A 16,706-nucleotide genomic window follows, 5' to 3' on the forward strand; every position below is an offset into this window, starting at 1 on the left:
TTCGCGATCGTCAGGTTCACGTTGTCGACGGCCGTGCTGTCGCCGAATTTCTTCACGACGTTTTCGATGCGCACGAATGCGTCGTTTTGCGTACGGGCCGCGGGGGCCGGTTGGGTCTGTCGTGCAGCAGCGGAAGAGGGTATCGATTGCATGGGATTCACCATTCGTTCTTCACGGATTACAGGCGTGAGCGTCCCCGCGCGAGGCGCAAAACGCGACTCACGGACGACGGCTCGTGCCGGATGGAACAGTGCGCGCGGCGCGCGCGGGCGGACGGAAGTCCGCGGATCTCAGGCGGGCAGGCGTGAAGCGATGCCTGCGCCGCCGGAATGCAGGGCGATCAGTGGCCGGTCTTCAGTTGGGCCCACAGACGGTTCTCGAGGCGCAGGATGTCGGCCGGCATAGGCTTCATCAGCACCATCTTCTTCAGCACGTCTTCAGGCGGATAGACGGTCGGATCCTGCGCGACGGCCGGCGTGACGAACTGGTGCGCGGCCTTGTTCGCGGTCGGGTAGAACACCGTGTTGGTGATCGCCGCGTTGACCTTCGGATCGGACACGTAGTTGATCCACTTCAGCGCGGCCTCGGGGTGCGGCGCATCCTTCGGGATCACCATCACGTCGAACCACAGCAGGCCGCCTTCCTTCGGGTTCGAGAACTTGATGTCATACGAACGCTTCGCTTCCGACGAGCGGCGGTGCGCGATGCCGACGTCGCCCGACCAGCCGAGCGCGACGCACACGTCGTTGTTCGCGAGGTCGTTGATGTAGCCGGACGAGTTGAACTGGGTGATGTACGGGCGGACTTTCTTCAGGACTTCGAAGGCAGCCTGGTAATCGCCGGGGGTGGTGCTGTTCGGGTTCTTGCCCATGTATTGCAGCGTGGCGGCGAACACGTCGACGGCCTGGTCGAGGAACGACACGCCGCAGCCCTTCAGCTTTTCCATGTTGGCCGGGTCGAACACCAGTGCCCAGCTGTCGACCGGCGCCTTGTCGCCGAGTGCCTTCTTCACTGCCTGCGCGTTGTAGCCGATGCCGTCCGTGCCGTAGGCCCAGGGCACGCCGTACTGGTTGCCCGGATCGGCATCCGAGATCATCTTCATCAGCAGCGGGTCGAGGTTCGCGAGGTTCGGCAGCTTCGACTTGTCGAGCTTCTGGTACACGCCGGCCTGGATCTGCTTGGCCATGTAGTTCGACGTCGGCACGACGATGTCGTAGCCCGAACTGCCGGCCAGCAGCTTCGCCTGAAGCGTGTCGTCGCTGTCGTAGTTGTCGTACTTGACGTGGATACCCGTCTGCTTCTGGAAGTTCGGGATCGTGTCGGGTGCGATGTAGTCGGACCAGTTGTAGACATTCAGCTCGTCGGCCGCGTGTGCCGTCGGGCTGGCGACCGACGTGAACGCGGCCGCGGCGGCAAGGGCGGCAACAGAACAGGCTTGGCGAAGAAAGCAGGCACGCATGGTGGAATTCCCCTGGTTATGGCGGCGTGCGGCGCCCGCCGCACGCCTGTAGGCAAAACCGTTACGAAATACCCAGTTGCTGGGCGGTTGCATCGACTGCTTTTTTCGCCTTCGATACGAGTTCATCGATTTCCGGACGCGAGATCACGAGCGGCGGCGACAGCAGCATCCGGTCGCCGGTCGCACGCATGATCAGGTTCCCGTTGAAGCAGAAGTCGCGGCAGATCGTGCCGACGTCGCCGCCGTTCGCGAAGCGGCGGCGTTCGGCCGGCGATTCGGCGAGCTGCAGGCTCGCGACGAGGCCGTGGCCGTGCACTTCGCCGACGATCGGGTGACGTGCGAAGGTTTCGCGCATCAGCGCCTGGAAGTACGGGCCCGTGTCGTTCTTCACGCGCTCGACGATCCCTTCGTCGCGCAGCAGCTTCAGGTTCGCGACCGCGACGGCCGCCGCGACCGGGTGGCCCGAGTACGTGAGGCCGTGGTTGAATTCGCCGTTGTCGATGATCGGCCGCGCCACACGCTCGTGAATGCCGACGGCACCCATCGGCACATAGCCCGACGTGAGGCCCTTCGCCATCGTGATGAGATCGGGCTCGAAACCGAAGTGCTGGTGCGCGAACCATTCGCCGGTGCGGCCGAAGCCGCCGATCACTTCGTCGGCCACCAGCAGGATGTCGTACTTGCGGCAGATGCGCTGGATTTCCGGCCAGTACGTCGACGGCGGGAAGATCACGCCGCCCGCGCCCTGGAACGGCTCGCCGATGAACGCCGCCACGTTCTCCGCGCCGAGTTCGAGGATCTTCGCTTCGAGCTGCTGCGCACGGGCCAGGCCGAATGCTTCCGGCGTTTCGCCGGCGGCCGCTTCACCGAAGAAATACGGCTGGTCGATATGCACGATGTTCTCGACCTTCGACGGCATCTGCTCGTGCATGTAGCCCATCCCGCCGAGCGTGCCGCCGGCGATCGTCGAGCCGTGATAGCCGTTCTTGCGCGAGATCACGTATTTCTTCTGCGGCTGGCCCTGCACGCGCCAGTACTGGTGCACGAGGCGCAGCACTGTGTCGTTGCCTTCCGAGCCGCTGTTGCAATAGAAGAAGTGGTTGAAGCCCTTCGGCGTGACTTCCGCGAGCATCGCGGAAAGCTCGATCACCGGCGGGTGCGTGGTCTTGAAGAACGTGTTGTAGAACGGCAGTTCCTGGATCTGGCGATATGCGGCGTCGGCGAGTTCCTTGCGGCCGTAGCCGACGTTCACGCACCAGAGGCCGGCCATCCCGTCGATCACCTTGTTGCCGTCCGAGTCCCACAGGTAGACGCCGTCGGCCTTCACGATCACGCGGCTGCCCGCGCGGTTCAGCGCGCCCATGTCCGAGAACGGGTGAATGTGGTGCGCGGCGTCGAGCGCGCGATATTCGGCGGTCGTGCGCGCCTGCGTCGCGCGCGGTGCGGCGGCCGTGGCGCTCGGCGCGGCCGGCTGGATCCAGGCAGATTCGTTGCGGTAAGTCATGTTTCCTCCGTGATTCCGTATTCGGTCGTGTGCACGCTCAGACGTGCAGCAGCAGATGGCGGCGTTCCCACGAGCTGATCACGCGGAAGAACGCTTCGTATTCGGTTTCCTTCAGCGCGAAATACGCCTTCAGGAACTTGTGGCCGAGGATCTCGCCGAGCGGCTCGCAGGCGGCCATCAGCGTCAGCCCTTCCTCGAGGTTGCGCGGCAGCTGGTACGGCAGGTCGTAGCCGTCGCTGACGAGCGGCTCGGTCGGCTCCAGGCGCTGCGTCATGCCGAGATAGCCGGCCGCGAGCGTCGCGGCGAGCGCGAGGTACGGGTTGCAGTCGACGCCCGGAATACGGTTCTCGATACGGCGTGCCGACGGGCTCGAGTGCGGGATGCGGAAGCCGACCGTGCGGTTGTCGTAGCCCCACTGCACGTTGATCGGCGCGGCCATGAAGCGCGACAGGCGGCGGTACGAGTTGATGTACGGCGCGAAGATCGGCATCAGTGCCGGCGTGTACTTCTGCAGCCCTGCGAGGTAGTTGTAGAACATCGACGTCGCGCCGCCGGTTTCCTTCGACGTGAACAGGTTCTCGCCGGTTTCCTCGTCGACGATGCTCTGGTGCACGTGCATCGCCGAACCCGGTTCGTCTTCCATCGGCTTGGCCATGAACGTCGCGTACATGTTGTGACGCAGCGCGGCCTCGCGCACCGTGCGCTTGAACAGGAACACCTGGTCGGCCAGCGACAGCGCGTCGCCGTGCATGAAGTTGATCTCCATCTGCGCGGCGCCGACTTCGTGGATCAGCGTGTCGATGTCGAGGTTCTGCGCTTCGCAGTACTCGTAGATGTCCTCGAACAGCGGGTCGAACTCGTTGACGGCCTCGATCGAATACGACTGGCGGCCCGTTTCGGGGCGGCCCGTGCGGCCGACCGGCGGGCGCAGCGGCAGGTCGGGGTCCTTGTTCATGTCGACCAGGTAGAACTCGAGCTCCGGCGCGACGACGGGCTTCCAGCCCTTCGCCTTGTACAGGTCGAGCACGCGGCGCAGCACGTAGCGCGGCGAGATCTCGACCGGCGAGCCGTCGAAGTGCACGCAGTCGTGGATCACCTGCGCGGTCGGATCGATGGCCCACGGGATCAGGCGGATCGTCGACGCGTCGGGCACGCACACCATGTCCGGGTCGGTCACGCCGGTCAGCGAGCCGTCTTCCGGATATTCGCCGGTGACGGTCTGCACCATCACGGCCTGCGGCAGCCGCATCGATTCGCCGGACGTGAACTTGTTGCGCGGCGTGATCTTGCCGCGCGCGATGCCGGCCATGTCGGGGATGATCGCTTCGACTTCAGTGATCCGGTGCTGCTTCAGAAAATCTTCGATGTCTTGCATGTCTGTTCTCGTTGGTTTGGTCGGCGCGCTCAGGCGAGCGCGGCGGCGGCCATGGCGCGCGTGCGGGCAGCACGGCGGGCGCGGCAGGCATCGCCGAAGGCGCGGAAGATCGCGCTCGACAGCGGGTCCTGTGCATGCCGCCATTCCGGATGCCATTGCACGGCGAGTGCGAAAGCCGGTGCATCGACGACGCTCACGGCTTCGATCAGCCCGTCCGGCGCGACGGCCTCGACGGCGAGGCCGGCGCCGAGCTGCGCGATGCCCTGTTTGTGCAGCGAGTTCACGTGCACTTCGTCGCGGCCGCCGGCGAGCGCGTGCAGCTTGCCGCCGGGCGTCAGGCGCACGACGTGCGCGGGGCCGTATTGCGTGTCCATCGGCGCATGGTCGTCCTCGCGGTGATCGGCGAGGCCCGGCACTTCATGCACGCGCTGGTGCAACGTGCCGCCGCAGACGACGTTCAGCTCCTGGAAGCCGCGGCAGACGGCCAGCACGGGCACGCCCGCGGCGATCGCCGCGCGCAGCAGCGGCAGCGTGGTCGCGTCGCGGGCCGGATCGTGCTTCGTGCCGGGTGCGCTCGGTTCGCCGCCGTACCGATGCGGCTCGACGTTCGAGTAGCTGCCGGTAAACAGCAGGCCGTCGACCGTGTCGAGTACGTCGTCGACCGACTGGCGCTCGCCGAGCGCGGGCAGCACCATCGCGAACGCCTGCGCGCCGTCGACGATCGCGGCGACGTATTTGTCGCCGACCGTATGCGACGCGTGCGCGCCGATTTGCGTGTGGTCGGCGGTGATGCCGACGAGGGGTTTCCTTCTATCCATGACGTCAATCAGTTATCCGGAGGGTTGTTGCGTCTGACTTGCCGGATGTGGCGAAACGCCGGCGTGCAACAGCCCCGCAGCCTTGCGCAAGACGCAAGGCCGCTGGTGAATGGGCGCAACGGGATGACGTGGCGATCCGCGCTGCGCGCGACGATCAGGCCGTCGTTCGTTTCATTGCGATACGCGACGCGGCAACGAATGCGCGAACGCGTTCCGTCACCGCACGGACGATGCGGTTGGCGAATCAGCAGACGAAACGAACGACGTAAAGAAAGGAGAGGCGCTACGGCAGCAGCGACGCCACTTCGTCGGTATCGACGGCGACGAATGCGCGTGCAGAAACGGCGTTGTGACGCCGAACGGAACGACGGGACAGGATGGTGTAGATCGACAGGTGAAGCAGGCGAGGACTATGCCAGCCGCAACTGCCGTCGTCGGAAGCGGGCGCCGCGCTGCGCAAACTTCGCACATCGCCTCGATCCCACCTCACCAGAGGGCCACGGACTCTCACGATTACACTCGACTGGGTTGTTGAAAGTATTGAACACCTGACCGTTTCGGCGCGCTGGGCGTTTAAAATAATCAAGGTGCCGGTTACGCGTTATTTACATTGATGGGCATCAATTTTTGCGTTGCAATAACGTTTTTTGCTGCCCATGAAAGCTTGATGACGCTAACCTGAGAGCCAGCATATACGAGCCAAAAACGGCGTCAAATGTTTTTTAACGGTGCTGCATCAGGGCTTTCCCGAGCAGTGCGAACAAAAGATTCGCAAAGGGAATAATCGACAGGGTGTTCATTATTTCGAACGCCTTTCAGGGTTTTCCCCGCTGATGTGCGGCATAAAGTGATTAGAATATTCAACGGCTGTCCACCGCGTCGTTTCACTTTGTCATCGCACTTATCGTGTCCGAAACCGAATCGATGTCCACCGAAGTCGCCGAGCGCCTGCGTTTCGTGCGCAACAAGCATGGTCTGTCGCAGCGCGAACTCGCGAAGCGGGCCGGCGTGACCAACGGCACGATCTCGCTGATCGAGCAGGGCCGCGTGAGCCCGTCGGTCGGCTCGCTGAAGAAGCTGCTCGAATGCATCCCGATGAGTCTCGCGGAGTTCTTCACGTTTGAGCTCGTCGAATCGCGTACGGTCGTGTCGCGTCGTGACGAGATGCCGAACCTCGGCAACGACACGCTCGCGTTTCATCTCGTCGGCGCGAGCATGAAGGACCGCAACATGTGCATCCTGCGCGAGGTCTACCAGCCGCAGGCCGATACGGGGCCCGAGATGCTCGTGCACGCGGGGCACGAGGGCGGGGTGGTCGTGTCGGGCCGGCTCGAGCTGACCGTCGACGGCGCGACGTGGCTGCTCGACCCCGGAGACGGCTACTACTTCGAAAGCCGTTTGCCGCACCGTTTTCGCAATCCCAGCGCGGACCTGATCTGCGAGGTCGTCTCGGCCAATTCGCCGGCGACCTTCTGACCTTTCCACCGCGCGTCACTGCATTCGCTGCCGGCCGGCTGCGCGTCACGCGCAGCGGCGTGCCGCATCGCGAATGCCAAAAAACTGAGGCATCCTGATGAACAAGTTGACTTTGGCTGACTGGCAGGACAAGGCGGCGTCGCTCGAGATCGAAGGGCGCGCATTCATCGACGGCGCGTCGCGCGACGCGCACGGCGGCAAGACGTTCGACTGCGTGAGCCCGATCGACGGCCGCGTGCTCGCGAAGGTCGCCGATTGCGGCGAAGCCGACGTGAACGCGGCCGTTGCGGCCGCGCGCCGCGCATTCGACGCGGGCGTATGGGCCGGGCTGAACCCGCGTGCGCGCAAGGCCGTGCTGCTGCGCTGGGCCGCGCTGATGCGCGAGCACCTCGACGAGCTGTCGCTGCTCGAGACGCTCGACGCCGGCAAGCCGATCGGCGACACGACGACGGTCGACGTGCCGGGCGCCGCGTATTGCGTCGAATGGTTCGCGGAAGCGATCGACAAGGTGGGCGGCGAGGTCGCGCCGGCCGATCATCATCTCGTCGGCCTCGTCACGCGCGAGCCGGTCGGCGTGGTGGCCGCCGTCGTGCCGTGGAACTTCCCGATCCTGATGGCCGCGTGGAAATTCGGCCCCGCGCTCGCGGCCGGCAACAGCGTGGTGCTGAAGCCGTCGGAGAAATCGCCGCTGACCGCGATCCGTGTCGCGCAGCTCGCGTACGAGGCCGGCATTCCGGCCGGCGTGTTCAACGTCGTGCCGGGCGCGGGCGAGCCCGGCAAGCTGCTCGCGCTGCATCGCGACGTCGATTGCATCGCGTTTACGGGCTCGACGGCGGTCGGCAAGCTGATCATGCAGTACGCCGCGCAGTCGAACCTGAAGCGTGCGTGGCTCGAGCTCGGCGGCAAGTCTCCGAACATCGTGCTGCCCGATTGCCCCGATCTCGACCGCGCGGCGCAGGCCGCTGCCGGCGCGATCTTCTACAACATGGGCGAGATGTGCACGGCGGGTTCCCGGCTGCTCGTGCATCGCGACATCAAGGATGCGTTCATCGAGAAACTCGTCGCGGCCGCGCGCGCGTACGTGCCCGGCAATCCGCTCGATCCGGCGGTGTCGATGGGCGCGATCGTCGACGGCATCCAGCTCGAGCGCGTGCTCGGCTATATCGAGGCCGGGCGCAGCGAAGGCAAGCTCGTCACCGGCGGTGCGCGCGTGAAGGAGGAAACGGGCGGCTTCTACGTGGAGCCGACGGTGTTCGAGGTGAAGCCGGATGCGAAGATCGCGCGCGAGGAAATCTTCGGGCCCGTGCTGTCGGTGATCGTGTTCGACGACGTCGACGAGGCCGTGCGGATCGCGAACGACACCGAATACGGGCTGGCCGCGGCCGTGTGGACGTCGAACCTGACGACCGCGCACGACGTGTCGCGCCGGCTGCGTGCGGGCACCGTCTGGGTGAACTGCTACGACGAGGGTGGCGACATGAACTTCCCGTTCGGCGGCTACAAGCAGTCCGGCAACGGCCGCGACAAGTCGCTGCACGCGCTGGAGAAGTACACCGAGCTGAAGTCGACGCTGATCCGGCTGCGCTGACGCGAGGCCGGGCGCGGGCAACCCGCCTTACGGCCGGGTGCCCGCGGTTCGCCGTGTGCGCGCGTTATGCGGCGCGCAGCGCGGGGTGGAAGCCGGCGGCTTCGATGATCGACTGCACGCGCTCCGCGCCTTGCGCCGATTCGACCCTGACGATCTTCGCCGCGACGTCGATGTCGAGCTTCGCGGCGGGATCGGCGGCCGTCACCGCGCGCGTGATGGCGTTGGCACAGCCGCCGCAGGTCATGTCCTGGACTTCGAATTCCATCGTGTTCTCCTGAGTTGACGATTGACAAGCATCGACAGCATGAAGCTTGCCACGGTGGGAAGGTCAAGCGTACGCGAGTCGCCGAAAATCGGTGTCGCGGCCTCGACATGGCGACAGCATGTTGTAAAGATGATGTCTGATCAATCGCGATCGGGCCCGTGACGTCATTCGGAACTTGTCCCGATTGACGGCGGGACGTTCCGGGCGAAGCGGGGCGGATGCCTTGCCGGGCCACGCGCGACCGCGATCCATGAAGCATGATCACCATGCCGCCAGTAAGGGTACGCGAGGTGAAAATGCGAATCGATCTTAGTATCAGCTCCCTTCGATATTTCATTTCGTTACCCACATGAACCGTTTTGCTTTCGGCTTCGCGCTGGCGCTGCTGGGCGCATCGTCAACGTCCGCATTCGCGGCCGACGATGTCGTCAACCTGACCCTGAAGGATCACAAGTTTTCGCCGGACGGCGTGACGATCCCGGCCGGCAAGAAGGTGAAGTTCGTCGTGAAGAATCTCGACGCGACGCCCGCCGAATTCGAGAGCGACGACTTCAAGGCGGAGAAGGTCGTGCCCGCGGGCAAGTCGGTGGAGATCCTGGTCGGGCCGCTGAAGGCCGGCACGTACGAATTCCACGACGAGTATCACGAAGCGCAGTCGAAGACGCATCTGACCGTCAAGTAAGCCCATATCGCCATGTTGTCTACTGCCCTGATCGTTTTTCGTGAAGTGCTCGAGGCCGCGCTGGTGGTGTCGATCGTGATGGCCGCCACGAAGGGCGTGCCGCGTCGCGGCTGGTGGGTCGGCGGCGGGCTGGTGGGCGGCGTGATCGGCGCCGGCCTGATCGCCGCGTTTGCCGACGTGATTTCGCAGTGGGCGTCCGGCATGGGGCAGGAGGTCTTCAACGCGGGCGTGATGTTCGTCGCGACGCTGATGCTCGCGTGGCACAGCATCTGGATGAGCCGGCACGGTCGCGAGATGGCGATGCAGATGACCGAGGTCGGGCGTGCCGTCGCGGCCGGCAGCAAGCCGCTGACGGGGCTGGCGATCGTGGTCGGCGTCGCGGTGCTGCGCGAAGGCTCCGAGGCCGTGCTGTTCCTGTACGGTATTGCGGCGGGGGATCCGGGGCAGACGCCGCAGATGATCGTCGGCGGGCTGCTCGGCGTGCTGGGCGGCGCCGGGCTCGGCTACGGGATGTATGCGGGCCTGCTGCAGATTCCGCTGAAGCGCCTGTTCTCCGTCACCAACTGGCTGATCGTGCTGCTCGCGGCGGGGATGGCAAGCCAGTGCGTCGGCTTCCTGCTCTCGGCGGGCCTCGTGCCGTCGTGGGGCGATGTGATCTGGGATACGTCGTGGCTGCTCAAGGATTCGAGCATCGTCGGCAAGGCGCTGCATACGCTGGTCGGCTATACCGCGCGCCCGGCGGGCATCCAGATCGTCGCGTATCTCGCGACGCTGGCCGCGATCGTCGGGCTGGCACGGCTCGTCGGCCGGCCGCAGGCGACGGTGCGGCCGCCGCGGCCCGCGGCCTGAGTTGACCGGGTATGAATGAAAAAAAGGGGCGTCGATGACGCCCCTTTTTCATGTGCGGTTCGCGGCCGGCCCGTGCGCATCCTTGAGGACCGCATGCCGGTTGCGCACGTCGTGCCCGGTCAGCGGTGGCTGTCGATCCAGGCGCGGGCCCACTCGAGCCCCGCATCGCGCGCGTCATCTTCGGTGTCGAACACGCCGAGTACGCCGGATGCCTCGACCAGCTTGTTGTTCTGCGTGATCGTGCCGCTCGCCGCGAAACGTTCGGGCTGCAGGATCTCGTCCTGCTGCAGGATCGCGTGGCCCCAGATCTGGTAGCCGTGGTAGGTTTGCGCTTCCATTATCGAGTCACCTCCGCGGAGCGGCCGTGCGTGCCGACCTGCAGCACGTTGCCGTCCGGCGTGTATTGACGCGGGATGTTGGAGAAGTTTAGCGCGTGCTGCGCATCGGGCGCAGCCGGCTGCATCACCGTCAGGCGGCCCGGTGCGGGCTGCGCGACGGGGCGCGGCGCGGCCGGCGTCTCTGCCGCGGCGGCAGGCGGACGATGCGGACCGGCTTTCACGGCCTGCGCGACGCGCCGCTTGTGCGGCTTCACCGCAGCTTTCGGTGTTGCATTCGCGTGCTTCTCCGCGCCCTTGCCGGCGCGCGCGTCGGCGCCGGTGTGCGCGGCCGGCGTGCGGGCTTCCGGCATACGGGCATCCGGCGTACGGGCTGCCGGCTGCCGCGCCTCGGGCGGGTTCCAGACCTCGACGTAATGCTCGGCGGCCCAGCCCGTCGACGCGAACGTCAGCGCCAGCAATCCGCATCCAATCAATCTTGCCATTGTCTCTCCGTCATATTCCTTGCGACCCGCGTTCGGCCGGCCGTGCATGCGCATTCGGGGCCGCGGCTCAGGAGAACACCTCGAGCCCGTGTTTCTCGACGATCTGGAGCATCCGGGCCGCGATGCCGCTCGGCCGCTTGTCGCCCTGTTCCCATTGGCGGATCGTCGACGCCGTCGTGTTCAGGTAGAGCGCGAACACGCTCTGGCTGACGTTGACGGATTTGCGGATGCGGGCGATTGCCTCGGGGTCGAACTGCGGCGCGGCGTCGATGCAGAGATCGTCGTATTCGCGCATCGTCTTCTTGTCGATCAGCTTGGCTCGATAGAGGCCCGACGCGGCGCTGTGGATCGCCTCCGTCGCATCGCTCTTGAATCGACTCTTAGCCATTGCAAATCTCCACAAGCTCTTTCAGTGCGATCAGCGTCGCGATGTCGGTGTCGCTGCGGCGCCCGATATCCGCGGCGAGCTTTCTGAAGGCCCGCAGTTCGCGTTCATCGATGTCGTCCCGGTCGCGTTTCGCGAACAGGAACACGAACACCCATGCCCGCCCGACCTTGCTCAGCACGATGCCGCGCTGCCGATTGCCGTCCAGGCGCTTTTTCCAGACATTGCCGCCGAGCTCGATGCCCTGGCCTCGCGCCAGTTCCTGCGCAGCACGGCAGAGTTCGGCGTCGGCGATGCCTGATTTTCTGGCTGCCTTGTGAAACCACTTCGTCTTGAAGACGCGTCGTACGGAAGCAGGCATGTCGGGCAGGTCGAGTTAGCACAGGATTATATACCACTAAGTGGTACCTATTTCGACCTGGCCGAATGGCCTGCTTCACGCCGGTACGCGCCCGAGACGGCCCGGCGGAGGCCATCCGGGCAACCGGTTTTACTCCACCGTCACCGACTTCGCGAGGTTCCGCGGCTTGTCGACGTCGGTGCCGCGTGCGCACGCGGTGTGATACGCGAGCAGCTGCAGCGGCACGACGTGCAGGATCGGCGACAGTTGCCCGTAGTGCTCCGGCATCCGGATCACGTGCAGGCCGTCGTCGTTGACGATCTGCGTGTCGGCATCGGCGAACACGTACAGCTCGCCGCCGCGCGCCCGCACTTCCTGCATGTTCGACTTCAGCTTCTCGAGCAGCGTGTCGTTCGGCGCGACCGTGACGACCGGCATCGCTTCCGTGACGAGCGCGAGCGGCCCGTGCTTCAGTTCGCCGGCCGGATAGGCCTCGGCGTGGATGTACGAAATTTCCTTCAGCTTCAGCGCGCCTTCGAGCGCGATCGGGTAGTGCAGCCCGCGGCCGAGGAACAGCGCATTTTCCTTGCGCGCGAATTCCTCCGACCACGCGATGATCTGCGGCTCGAGCACGAGCACGCTGTTCAGCGCGGCCGGCAGGTGGCGCAACTGCTTCAGGAATTCAGCTTCCTGCGCGGCGTCGACGTGCCCGCGCAGCTTGCCGAGCGTCGCGGCCAGCACGAACAGCGCGACGAGCTGGGTCGTGAACGCCTTCGTCGACGCAACGCCGATCTCGGTGCCCGCGTGCGTCAGGAACTGCATTTCGGTGAGGCGCACCATCGCGCTCGTCGCGACGTTGCAGACGGCCAGCGTGTGCGTGTGACCGAGCGATTGCGCATGCTTGAGTGCCGCGAGCGTATCGGCGGTCTCACCCGACTGCGAGATCACGAGGACGAGCTGGCGCGGGTTCGGCACCGATTCGCGGTAGCGGTATTCGCTCGCGATTTCGACCTGCGTCGGGATTTTCGCGATCGATTCGAGCCAGTATTTCGCGGTGAGGCCCGAGTAGTAGCTCGTCCCGCACGCGAGGATCAGCAGGCTGTCGATTTCCGCGAACGCGGCGGGCGCGGCGTCGCCGAACAGCGTCGCGTCGAACGCGTCCGTCTGCGGCACGGTGTCGCTGATCGCGCGCGGCTGCTCGAAGATTTCCTTCTGCATGAAGTGGCGATACGGCCCGAGTTCGACCGCGCCGCCGTACGCGCTGACCACGCGGATCTCGCGCTGCGCGAGCGCGCCGTTGCGGTCGACGATCTTCACGCCGTCGAGCGACAGCTCGCACACGTCGCCTTCCTCGAGGAACGTGAAGCGGTCGGTGCTGCCCGCGAGCGCGAGCGCATCGGACGCGAGGAAGTTCTCGCCGTCACCGTGGCCAACCACGAGCGGCGAACCCTGGCGCGCACCGACGACGGTGTGCGGCTGATCCTTGTGGATCACGGCGATCGCATACGCGCCGTGCAGCTGGCCCACTGCTTCGCGCACCGCGTCGAACAGGTTGCCGCGATACAGGCTGTGCACGAGGTGCGCGATCACTTCGGTGTCGGTCTGCGACACGAATACGTAGCCATTCGCGCGCAGCGCTTCGCGCAGCGATTCGAAGTTTTCGATGATGCCGTTGTGGACGAGCGCGAGCGCGTCCGACGAGAAGATCGGGTGCGCATTGTGCGTGACCGGTGCACCGTGCGTGGCCCAGCGCGTGTGCGCGACGCCCGTCGTGCCTTCGAGGTGCGACTCGCGCACCTGCGTGTCGAGATCGGCGACGCGTGCGACGCTGCGCGCGCGCTTCGGTGCGTCCGGCTCGAGCACGGCGACGCCGCACGAGTCGTAGCCACGGTATTCGAGGCGCCGCAAACCTTCGATCAGCACCGGAACGATATTACGCTGCGCAACTGCGCCGACAATGCCGCACATGAAATCTACCTTCTATAGGGAAGCGGGCGCCGTGCGGCACCCGCGTGATGTTAAGTTTTCTTCTTGACCGGGCGGACGTAGCCGCTCTTCGCGGTCTGGGTCTTCTCGTTCAACGCGAGCAGGCCGTCGGCCACGTCCTTCCAGATCGTCGTGCCGGCGGCGATCGTCACGCCGCGGCCGACGCGCACGGGCGCGACGAGCTGCGTGTCGGAGCCGACGAACACGTCGTCCTCGATCACGGTGCGGAACTTGTTCGCGCCGTCGTAGTTGCAGGTGATCGTGCCCGCGCCGATGTTCACGCGCGCGCCGATGTCGGCGTCGCCGATGTACGTGAGGTGGTTCGCCTTCGAGCCGTGGCCGATCACCGCGTTCTTCACCTCGACGAAGTTGCCGACGTGCGCTTCGTCCGCGAGCTGCGCGCCGGGGCGCAGCCGCGCGTACGGGCCGATCACGGTGTGCGCGCCGAGCTCGGCGCCGTCGATGTGCGTGAACGCGTCGATGCGCGTGCCTTCGCCGACCGACGCATTGCGGATCACGCAGTTCGCGCCGATCGTCACGTTGTCGGCGAGCGTCACGTTGCCTTCGAACACGCAGTTCACGTCGATCGACACGTCGCGGCCGCAGCGCAGCGTGCCGCGCACGTCGATGCGCGCCGGATCGGCGAGCGTGACGCCGTCGACGAGCAGGGCTTCGGCGATATTGCGCTGGTGGATGCGCTCGAGCTCGGCGAGCTGCGCCTTGCTGTTCACGCCGAGCGTTTCCCATTCCTCGTCGGGCTGCGCGGTGACGACCTCGAAACCGGCCTCGATCGCGAGTTCGACGACGTCGGTCAGGTAGTACTCGCCCTGCGCGTTCTCGTTCTTCAGCGCGCCGAGCCACATCGACAGCTGGGCCGTGGGCGTGATGATGATGCCGGTGTTGATCTCGGCGATCTTCAGCTGCTCGGGCGACGCGTCCTTCTGCTCGACGATGCGCGTGACGAAGCCGGACGCGTCGCGCACGATGCGGCCGTAACCGGTCGGATCGTCGAGCGTGACGGTCAGAATCCCGTAGCGGCCTTCGCGCGCGGCATCGACGAGGCGCTGCAAAGTCGATGCACGCGTGAGCGGCACGTCGCCGTACAGCACGAGCGTCGGTTGCGCGGGATCGAGGAGCGGCAGCGCCTGGCGCACCGCGTGGCCGGTGCCGAGCTGCTCGGCCTGCACCGCGAACTGGACGTCGGGGGCGGCGACGGCGGCCTGGACCTGCTCGGCGCCATGACCGACAACGACGACGAGCCGGGACGGCTGCAGCGTGCGGGCGGTGTCGATGACGTGGGAGAGGAGCGGCCTGCCGGCCAGGGGGTGAAGCACTTTCGGCAGCGCGGAACGCATGCGCTTGCCGGTGCCTGCCGCCAAAATCACGATATTCATGGCGCCAGCTTGTCAGAGGAGTTCGAAGCCGTCCATTTTAGCATGCAGCCCCCGCCGTTCCGGGCCTGTCGCGGCGGGGCGACAGCGCCGGAAAGCGGCCTTGCGGCCCCGTTCCGGCGGGTGTTCAGGCCCTGCTTACAGGTCGTCGAACTGGACGATCGAGATCGGTTTGGCGCCAGCCGGCGCCGCGGTGTCGTCGCCCGACGCGCACGGTTCCTCGTCGAACGCGATGTCGCCTTGCGGATCGGCAACGCCGGTCGCACGCAGCGACTGGAACGGGTACAGCGTCGTGTCCATCAGGTGCGACGGCACGACCTTCGCGAGTGCGTTGAACATGTTTTCGACGCGGCCCGGGAAGCGCTTGTCCCAGTCGCGGATCAGCGCCTTCATTTCCGCGCGCTTCAGGTTCGGCTGGCTGCCGCACAGGTTGCACGGGATGATCGGGAATTCGCGCAGTTCCGCGTATTTCTCGAGATCGGTTTCCTTCACGTACGCGAGCGGGCGGATCACGATGTTCTTGCCGTCGTCCGACTGCAGCTTCGGCGGCATCCCCTTCAGCTTGCCGCCGTAGAACATGTTGAGCAGCAGCGTCTGCACGATGTCGTCGCGGTGGTGGCCGAGCGCGATCTTGGTCGCGCCGAGCTCGCCGGCCACGCGGTACAGGATCCCGCGGCGCAGCCGCGAGCACAGCGAGCAGGTCGTCTTGCCCTCGGGCACGAGCCGCTTGACGATGCTGTAGGTGTCCTGGTTCTCGATGTGGAACGGCACGCCGACCTGCTTCAGGTATTCCGGCAGCACGTGCTCGGGAAAGCCCGGCTGCTTCTGGTCGAGGTTCACCGCGACGATGTCGAAGTCGATCGGCGCGCGCTCGCGCAGGCGCAGCAGCACATCGAGCATCGCATAGCTGTCCTTGCCGCCCGACAGGCACACCATCACCTTGTCGCCTTGCTCGATCATGTTGAAGTCGCCGATCGCCTGGCCGACCTGGCGCACGATCCGCTTGAACAGCTTGTTGTTCTCGTACGCATCCTTCTGTTCGCGGCGCGTCAGCACCGGGCGGCCGGCCGGGGCGGCGGTCGCGTCGAGGGTGGCGGCATCGGCCGCCGTGTCATTCATGTGGGGGGCGTTCATGCGCGCTCCTCGTCCTTGATGCGAAAGACTTCGACGCCGACGGCGTCGCAGTCCGGATAAGCGTCCGGTTTCTCGGTACAGACGCGTACCGCGCGCACGGCATCGTGCGCCAGCAGGCGCGCGGCGATCGCGTCGCACAGCGTTTCCTGCAGGTGGATGTGGCCACGCGCCAGGCATTGCGTGACGCTCTGCTTCATCAGATCGTAGTCGACGATTTCATGCAGCCGGTCGTCGACGGGGGTGGACAGTGCGAGCGGCACGAACAGGTCGACATTGATGACGACGCGCTGCTCGCCGCGCTTCTCGTGTTCGAAGGCACCGATGTTGATGTGCACTTCGTAGTCGCGCAGGTAGAGCCTGCGGCAGTCCGCGAGGCGGGGGTGCAGGAGAGCGGAAAACATGGTCGTCCCAGTCAAATTGGCGTGCGCACACGCAAAGCGGCGCGGGCGGCGGCAGTCAGGCCGCGCGTTTCCGCGCAGTTCATTCATTCGGGCCGGCGGCGGGCGGCACGAGGTGCTCGCCGCCGTCGACGGTCAGCGTCGCGCCGGTGACGCCGGGCGCGCTCGCGAGATAGCAGGCGGCGGCCGCGATGTCGTCCGCGTGCGGCGCGTGGCCGCGCACGAGCGCCGCGACC

General features: G+C 65.9%; 18 protein-coding genes and 2 pseudogenes. 4 read left to right on the plus strand and 16 right to left on the minus strand.

Annotation, left to right across the window (positions count from 1 at the left end; genetic code table 11):
- The 6 genes and pseudogenes from BDI24065_RS39770 to BDI24065_RS41275 all read right to left on the minus strand — a co-directional run.
- Positions 1 to 152 (minus strand): annotated as a pseudogene (locus BDI24065_RS39770) (polyamine ABC transporter ATP-binding protein); the annotation flags it as partial.
- 188 nt (positions 153 to 340) lie between these two features.
- Positions 341 to 1,459, minus strand: a complete 1,119-nt coding sequence (locus tag BDI24065_RS39775) for a polyamine ABC transporter substrate-binding protein (protein WP_175035784.1) — start codon at positions 1,457 to 1,459, stop codon at positions 341 to 343.
- Between the two features lie 61 nt (positions 1,460 to 1,520).
- Complete coding sequence (locus BDI24065_RS39780) at positions 1,521 to 2,963, minus strand: aspartate aminotransferase family protein (RefSeq protein WP_175035785.1); 1,443 nt, start codon at positions 2,961 to 2,963, stop codon at positions 1,521 to 1,523.
- Between the two features lie 37 nt (positions 2,964 to 3,000).
- Positions 3,001 to 4,338, minus strand: coding sequence for a glutamine synthetase family protein (locus BDI24065_RS39785; protein WP_175035786.1), 1,338 nt, complete (start codon positions 4,336 to 4,338; stop codon positions 3,001 to 3,003).
- A 29-nt stretch (positions 4,339 to 4,367) separates the two neighbouring features.
- The gene (locus BDI24065_RS39790; protein WP_175035787.1) at positions 4,368 to 5,156 is read right to left on the minus strand and encodes a gamma-glutamyl-gamma-aminobutyrate hydrolase family protein; all 789 of its coding nucleotides are present in this window, start codon (positions 5,154 to 5,156) and stop codon (positions 4,368 to 4,370) included.
- 283 nt (positions 5,157 to 5,439) lie between these two features.
- Entirely contained in the window at positions 5,440 to 5,625 is a 186-nt protein-coding gene (locus tag BDI24065_RS41275) for a hypothetical protein (protein WP_041492976.1), read from the minus strand.
- Positions 5,626 to 6,080: 455 nt separating this feature from the next.
- On the opposite strand from BDI24065_RS41275, the gene BDI24065_RS39795 reads away from it, so the two are divergent.
- Both BDI24065_RS39795 and BDI24065_RS39800 read left to right on the plus strand, forming a co-directional pair.
- Complete coding sequence (locus tag BDI24065_RS39795; RefSeq protein WP_175035788.1) at positions 6,081 to 6,632, plus strand: cupin domain-containing protein; 552 nt, start codon at positions 6,081 to 6,083, stop codon at positions 6,630 to 6,632.
- Between the two features lie 97 nt (positions 6,633 to 6,729).
- Positions 6,730 to 8,220, plus strand: a complete 1,491-nt coding sequence (locus BDI24065_RS39800) for an aldehyde dehydrogenase (RefSeq protein ID WP_175035789.1) — start codon at positions 6,730 to 6,732, stop codon at positions 8,218 to 8,220.
- A 64-nt stretch (positions 8,221 to 8,284) separates the two neighbouring features.
- On the opposite strand, the gene BDI24065_RS39805 is transcribed toward BDI24065_RS39800, so the two are convergent.
- Positions 8,285 to 8,485, minus strand: a complete 201-nt coding sequence (locus BDI24065_RS39805; protein ID WP_031399519.1) for a heavy-metal-associated domain-containing protein — start codon at positions 8,483 to 8,485, stop codon at positions 8,285 to 8,287.
- 349 nt (positions 8,486 to 8,834) lie between these two features.
- On the opposite strand from BDI24065_RS39805, the gene BDI24065_RS39810 reads away from it, so the two are divergent.
- Together BDI24065_RS39810 and BDI24065_RS39815 are read left to right on the plus strand one after the other, a co-directional pair.
- Positions 8,835 to 9,167: a cupredoxin domain-containing protein gene (locus BDI24065_RS39810; RefSeq protein WP_175035790.1), complete on the plus strand. Its 333-nt coding sequence runs from the start codon at positions 8,835 to 8,837 to the stop codon at positions 9,165 to 9,167.
- Between the two features lie 12 nt (positions 9,168 to 9,179).
- Positions 9,180 to 10,016 (plus strand): FTR1 family iron permease, encoded by an 837-nt coding sequence (locus tag BDI24065_RS39815; protein ID WP_175035791.1) that lies wholly within the window; start codon positions 9,180 to 9,182, stop codon positions 10,014 to 10,016.
- A gap of 119 nt (positions 10,017 to 10,135) precedes the next feature.
- Here BDI24065_RS39815 and BDI24065_RS39820 read toward each other — a convergent pair whose 3' ends face one another.
- The 9 genes and pseudogenes from BDI24065_RS39820 to BDI24065_RS39860 form a co-directional block, all read right to left on the minus strand.
- The gene (locus BDI24065_RS39820) at positions 10,136 to 10,354 is read right to left on the minus strand and encodes a hypothetical protein (RefSeq protein WP_011353435.1); all 219 of its coding nucleotides are present in this window, start codon (positions 10,352 to 10,354) and stop codon (positions 10,136 to 10,138) included.
- A complete protein-coding gene (locus BDI24065_RS39825) occupies positions 10,354 to 10,836 on the minus strand; it encodes a hypothetical protein (RefSeq protein ID WP_175035792.1) in 483 nt (160 codons plus the stop codon). The genes BDI24065_RS39820 and BDI24065_RS39825 overlap by 1 nt, the downstream gene beginning before the upstream one ends.
- A gap of 67 nt (positions 10,837 to 10,903) precedes the next feature.
- Complete coding sequence (locus BDI24065_RS39830) at positions 10,904 to 11,224, minus strand: helix-turn-helix domain-containing protein (RefSeq protein ID WP_175035793.1); 321 nt, start codon at positions 11,222 to 11,224, stop codon at positions 10,904 to 10,906.
- A complete protein-coding gene (locus BDI24065_RS39835) occupies positions 11,217 to 11,582 on the minus strand; it encodes a type II toxin-antitoxin system RelE/ParE family toxin (RefSeq protein ID WP_175035794.1) in 366 nt (121 codons plus the stop codon). Before BDI24065_RS39835 ends, BDI24065_RS39830 begins: the two co-directional genes overlap by 8 nt.
- A gap of 129 nt (positions 11,583 to 11,711) precedes the next feature.
- On the minus strand, positions 11,712 to 13,529 hold the full coding sequence (gene glmS / locus BDI24065_RS39840; RefSeq protein ID WP_175035795.1) for a glutamine--fructose-6-phosphate transaminase (isomerizing): 1,818 nt from the start codon (positions 13,527 to 13,529) through the stop codon (positions 11,712 to 11,714).
- Between the two features lie 50 nt (positions 13,530 to 13,579).
- Positions 13,580 to 14,941 carry a bifunctional UDP-N-acetylglucosamine diphosphorylase/glucosamine-1-phosphate N-acetyltransferase GlmU gene (gene glmU, locus BDI24065_RS39845; protein WP_175035796.1) on the minus strand — a complete coding sequence of 454 codons (1,362 nt, stop codon included), beginning with the start codon at positions 14,939 to 14,941 and terminating at the stop codon, positions 13,580 to 13,582.
- A 135-nt stretch (positions 14,942 to 15,076) separates the two neighbouring features.
- Complete coding sequence (ttcA, locus tag BDI24065_RS39850; RefSeq protein WP_175035797.1) at positions 15,077 to 16,072, minus strand: tRNA 2-thiocytidine(32) synthetase TtcA; 996 nt, start codon at positions 16,070 to 16,072, stop codon at positions 15,077 to 15,079.
- Positions 16,069 to 16,473 (minus strand): dihydroneopterin aldolase, encoded by a 405-nt coding sequence (locus tag BDI24065_RS39855; protein ID WP_043186999.1) that lies wholly within the window; start codon positions 16,471 to 16,473, stop codon positions 16,069 to 16,071. Before BDI24065_RS39855 ends, ttcA begins: the two co-directional genes overlap by 4 nt.
- A 79-nt stretch (positions 16,474 to 16,552) precedes the next feature.
- Positions 16,553 to 16,706 (minus strand): annotated as a pseudogene (locus tag BDI24065_RS39860) (short-chain dehydrogenase); the annotation flags it as partial.

The organism is Burkholderia lata (assembly GCF_902499025.1).
Lineage (GTDB): Bacteria > Pseudomonadota > Gammaproteobacteria > Burkholderiales > Burkholderiaceae > Burkholderia > Burkholderia lata_C.